This is a genomic window from uncultured Tessaracoccus sp., assembly GCF_947255005.1.
GTDB lineage: Bacteria > Actinomycetota > Actinomycetes > Propionibacteriales > Propionibacteriaceae > Arachnia.
In genome coordinates, this window is the sequence record NZ_CAMYFI010000117.1 from 1 (window position 1) to 3455 (window position 3455).

General features: G+C 68.4%; 3 protein-coding genes and 1 pseudogene. 1 reads left to right on the forward strand and 3 read right to left on the reverse strand.

Going from position 1 to position 3455, the window contains the following annotated elements; translation table 11 throughout:
• Positions 1–29: 29 nt before the first annotated feature.
• From Q0X61_RS12945 to Q0X61_RS12955, 3 genes are read right to left on the reverse strand one after another with little or no spacing between them, the layout of a single operon-like run.
• Positions 30–1490 (reverse strand): cell wall metabolism sensor histidine kinase WalK, encoded by a 1461-nt coding sequence (locus Q0X61_RS12945; protein ID WP_297743272.1) that lies wholly within the window; start codon positions 1488–1490, stop codon positions 30–32.
• Positions 1487–2212, reverse strand: coding sequence for a response regulator transcription factor (locus Q0X61_RS12950; RefSeq protein ID WP_297743274.1), 726 nt, complete (start codon positions 2210–2212; stop codon positions 1487–1489). Before Q0X61_RS12950 ends, Q0X61_RS12945 begins: the two co-directional genes overlap by 4 nt.
• Before the next feature lie 40 nt (positions 2213–2252).
• The gene (locus tag Q0X61_RS12955; RefSeq protein WP_297743276.1) at positions 2253–2759 is read right to left on the reverse strand and encodes a DoxX family protein; all 507 of its coding nucleotides are present in this window, start codon (positions 2757–2759) and stop codon (positions 2253–2255) included.
• A gap of 158 nt (positions 2760–2917) precedes the next feature.
• Here Q0X61_RS12955 and Q0X61_RS12960 point away from each other — a divergent pair.
• Positions 2918–3455 (forward strand): annotated as a pseudogene (locus Q0X61_RS12960) (threonine synthase); the annotation flags it as partial.

The window sequence follows — 3455 nt, forward strand, 5'->3', positions numbered from 1 at the left end:
TCGCTGCGTCTCGATAGGGCCCTTCGGGCCTATTCCACGGTCGGGGAGGGCTCGGGACGGCCCGCGTCCGGTAGTTGAGTAGCCGCCGGAGGCGGCGTATCGAAACCGCTCTCAGCCAAAGGGAGCCGGACGGCGAACTGGGTGCGGCCGGGGCGCGACTCCACCCGAACCTGCCCGCCGAAGCTCTCTACCTGCGCTTTGACGATGGCCAACCCAAGCCCGGTGGACTGCGCCGCAGTGTGGCGACGGGCCTCGTCGGCGCGCGTGAAGCGCTCGAACACATGCGGGAGCACATCGGCGGGGATGCCGGGCCCGTCGTCGGTGACGGTGATCACGCCGTCGGGGGAGACCGCCGTTTCCACCACCGTGCCCTCGGGGGTGTGCGTGCGCGCGTTGCCGAGCAGGTTCACCATCACCTGCTGCAGTTGGTCGGCGCCGGCCAGCACTTCGACGGGTTCATCGGGCAGCGAGACCGTCCAGCGATGCCGCGACGACGAAGCCCGCGCGTCGGAGACGGCATTGAGCGCCACTTCGACGGCATCCACTGGCTGCGGCTCCACCTGCTGGCGCGCGTCGAGGCGGGCGAGCACCATCATGTCCTCGACGAGCTTACGCATGCGCTGCGACTCCGCCGAGATCCGCCCGAGCGCGAACGCGGTGTCGTCGGCCAAGCCGTCGGCATGTTGCTCGACGAGCTCAGAGTAACCCGAAATCGACGCCAGCGGGTTGCGCAGCTCGTGGGAGGCGTCGGCGACGAACCTGCGCAGCTTCTGCTCGGACGCCTCGCGGGCGACGAGTGCGCCCTCGACGTTGTCGAGCATCTGGTTGAACGCGGCCCCGACGCGCGCCACCTCATGCTCGGGCGCGAGTGACGCGTCGCTGAACCGCGGCACTTCGACGGTGCCTCGGTCGAGCCGTTGTGCCGACACCTGCGCGGCCGTCTCGCCGAGCGCGTGGAGGGGTCTCGTCGCGTCGCGGATGATGCGCTGAGTGACGAGCACGGTAGTCGCGACGGTGACGACGGTGATGGCAAGCGCCGAGAGGGAGAGCCACAGCATGGTCTCTTTGACCTCCGCGGTCGGCAACCCCACCACGAGTTGCGACGAATCGCCCCGCGAGACGTGCACGCGGTAGCTGCCGAGCCCTGGGAGGTTGACGGTGTGGATGCCGGGGCTGAGCGACAGCACCGACGCAACCCCGCCGTCGAGGTTGCGCACCTCACCTGGCGCGACGACGCTCGCGAAGGTTGCGCCACCGGTCGAGCCGGCGATGAGGGTGCCGCTGGGGATGCCCGGGCGTCGCGGGTCGGGCCCCGCACCCAGTATCTGCGGGATGGCCTCGATCTGGCTGTCGAGCTGGCTCATGAGCACGTTCTGCGCGACGACGAGCGTCAGCAGCGAGAGCAGCACCGCCATGATCGCGACGGTGACCGCCACCCTGGTCTGCACCTGGCGGGTGAGCGTCCCTTTCGTTGCTGGACGAGCGCTCATTCGACCGCCGGTTTCAGCACGTAGCCGGCCCCGCGCATGGTGTGAATCATCGGTGGGCGGCCGGCGTCGATTTTCTTGCGCAGATATGAGATGTACAGCTCGACGACGTTCGCCTGGCCGCCGAAGTCGTAGTCCCACACGCGGTCGAGGATCTGCGCCTTGCTGAGCACGCGCTTGGGGTTGCGCATGAGGAAGCGCAGCAGTTCGAACTCCGTCGCCGTGAGCGAAATGGCCTCCCCGCCGCGGGTGACCTCGTGCGACTCCTCGTCGAGGATGAGGTCGCCGACGATCAACTGCGAATCGGGGCGCACGGTGGTGGCGCCGGTGCGACGCAGGAGGCCGCGCAGCCTGGCGATCACCTCTTCGAGCGAGAAGGGTTTGGTGACGTAGTCGTCGCCGCCGGCGGTGAGGCCCGCGATGCGGTCTTGTACGCCGTCGCGGGCCGTCAGGAAGATCACGGGCACGTCGGGCTGTTCGCTGCGGATGCGTCGCATCACCTCAAGCCCGTCGAAGTCGGGGAGCATCATGTCAAGCACGATGGCGTCTGGCCGCGCCTCACGGGCCGCGCGCACCGCGTCGGTGCCCGTCGTCGCGGTCGACAGCTCCCACCCCTCGTAGCGCATCGCCATCGACAGCAGCTCGATCAGGCTCGGTTCGTCGTCGACGATGAGGACACGGATGGGGGTTCCGTCGGGGCGGGTCATGGGCTCGGCGTGCGGCATAGCAACACTTTCCCACGCGCGCCACAGCGGACGCTATGGGTTAGCTGTGTGTTTCCTGTGAGAAGAGGGTGGTCTCGCTCGGTCGCGACGGTGGCAGCGGCGCGGGCGCGGCGTCTCCCCGTGGCCGCTCGGGGGCTGGCGTGAAAAACAACGTATCGGCGCCCAGCTTGCCCGACCCGAACGCCACGAACAGCAGCCCCAGCGCGGCCATCGCCAGGTTGTACTCGAAGCCGCCGTCATGAACGTAGAACGCGTCGAGCTTGCGCAGCACGATGACGCCGATGTTCAGCGTCAGCATCCCGAGCCCGACCGCGGGCGTGAACAGCCCGAAGACGAGCAGCACGCCGCCCGCAAGTTCAAAGAATGTGACGAGCCAGGCGCAGAGATCGGGCGCGGGGATGTTCGCCTCCGCGAGGATCGTGGCCTGCTGATCGATGCCGACGATCAGCCAGCGCCGCCATCCTCGCGCGATGAAGATGATGCCGACCACCACGCGCGCCAGCATGAGCGCTACGTGCTGGAACCCCTTGACCCATGCGCGAACCATGCCGCCAACCTAGCGTGAGGAGGCATCGTCGGTGAGGGTTTGCAACGACGAGGTGATTGCGTCGCCACGTTCGCGGGCACGCGCCGACGATGATGCAAGCACTGGGTAGACGGACGTGACGCCGTCCCCGCGCGGCGCGGGTGGCATAGGCTGGGAGCGTGCAATACGTATCGACGCGCGGCGCCGGCCCGGCCAAGTTCACCGACATCCTCCTCGAGGGACTCGCCCCCGACGGCGGCCTCTACCTGCCCGAAACGTACCCGCAGGTGGATGCCGCCCAGCTCGAGTTCTGGAGCGGCCTGCTCGCCCGCGACGGGTACGCCGCGTTCGCCTATGAAGTGGTGCGGCTGTTCGTCGACGATATCCCCGACGACGACCTGCGTGGCATCTGCGAGCGCGCGTACGCGCCGTCGAAGTTTCTGCGCGGCGAGGTGGTGCCCACCACGAAACTCTCCGACGGCACCTGGCTCGTGCACCTGTCGAACGGCCCCTCGGCGGCGTTCAAGGACATGGCAATGCTGCTGCTCGGCGAGTTGTTCGCCTACGAGTTGGGGCGCCGCGGTGAGGAGCTGAACATCCTGGGCGCCACGTCGGGAGACACCGGCAGCTCCGCGGAGTACGCGATGCTCGGCAAGCCAGGGATCCGGGTGTTCATGCTGTCGCCGCAAGGGCGGATGTCCGCCTTCCAGCAGGCAC

Coding starts and splice junctions, on each gene's coding strand:
- Q0X61_RS12950 (WP_297743274.1), bottom strand. CDS start 2,212: ATGCCGCACGCCGAGCCCATGACCCGCCCCGACGGAACCCCCATCCGT.
- Q0X61_RS12945 (WP_297743272.1), bottom strand. CDS start 1,490: ATGAGCGCTCGTCCAGCAACGAAAGGGACGCTCACCCGCCAGGTGCAG.
- Q0X61_RS12955 (WP_297743276.1), bottom strand. CDS start 2,759: ATGGTTCGCGCATGGGTCAAGGGGTTCCAGCACGTAGCGCTCATGCTG.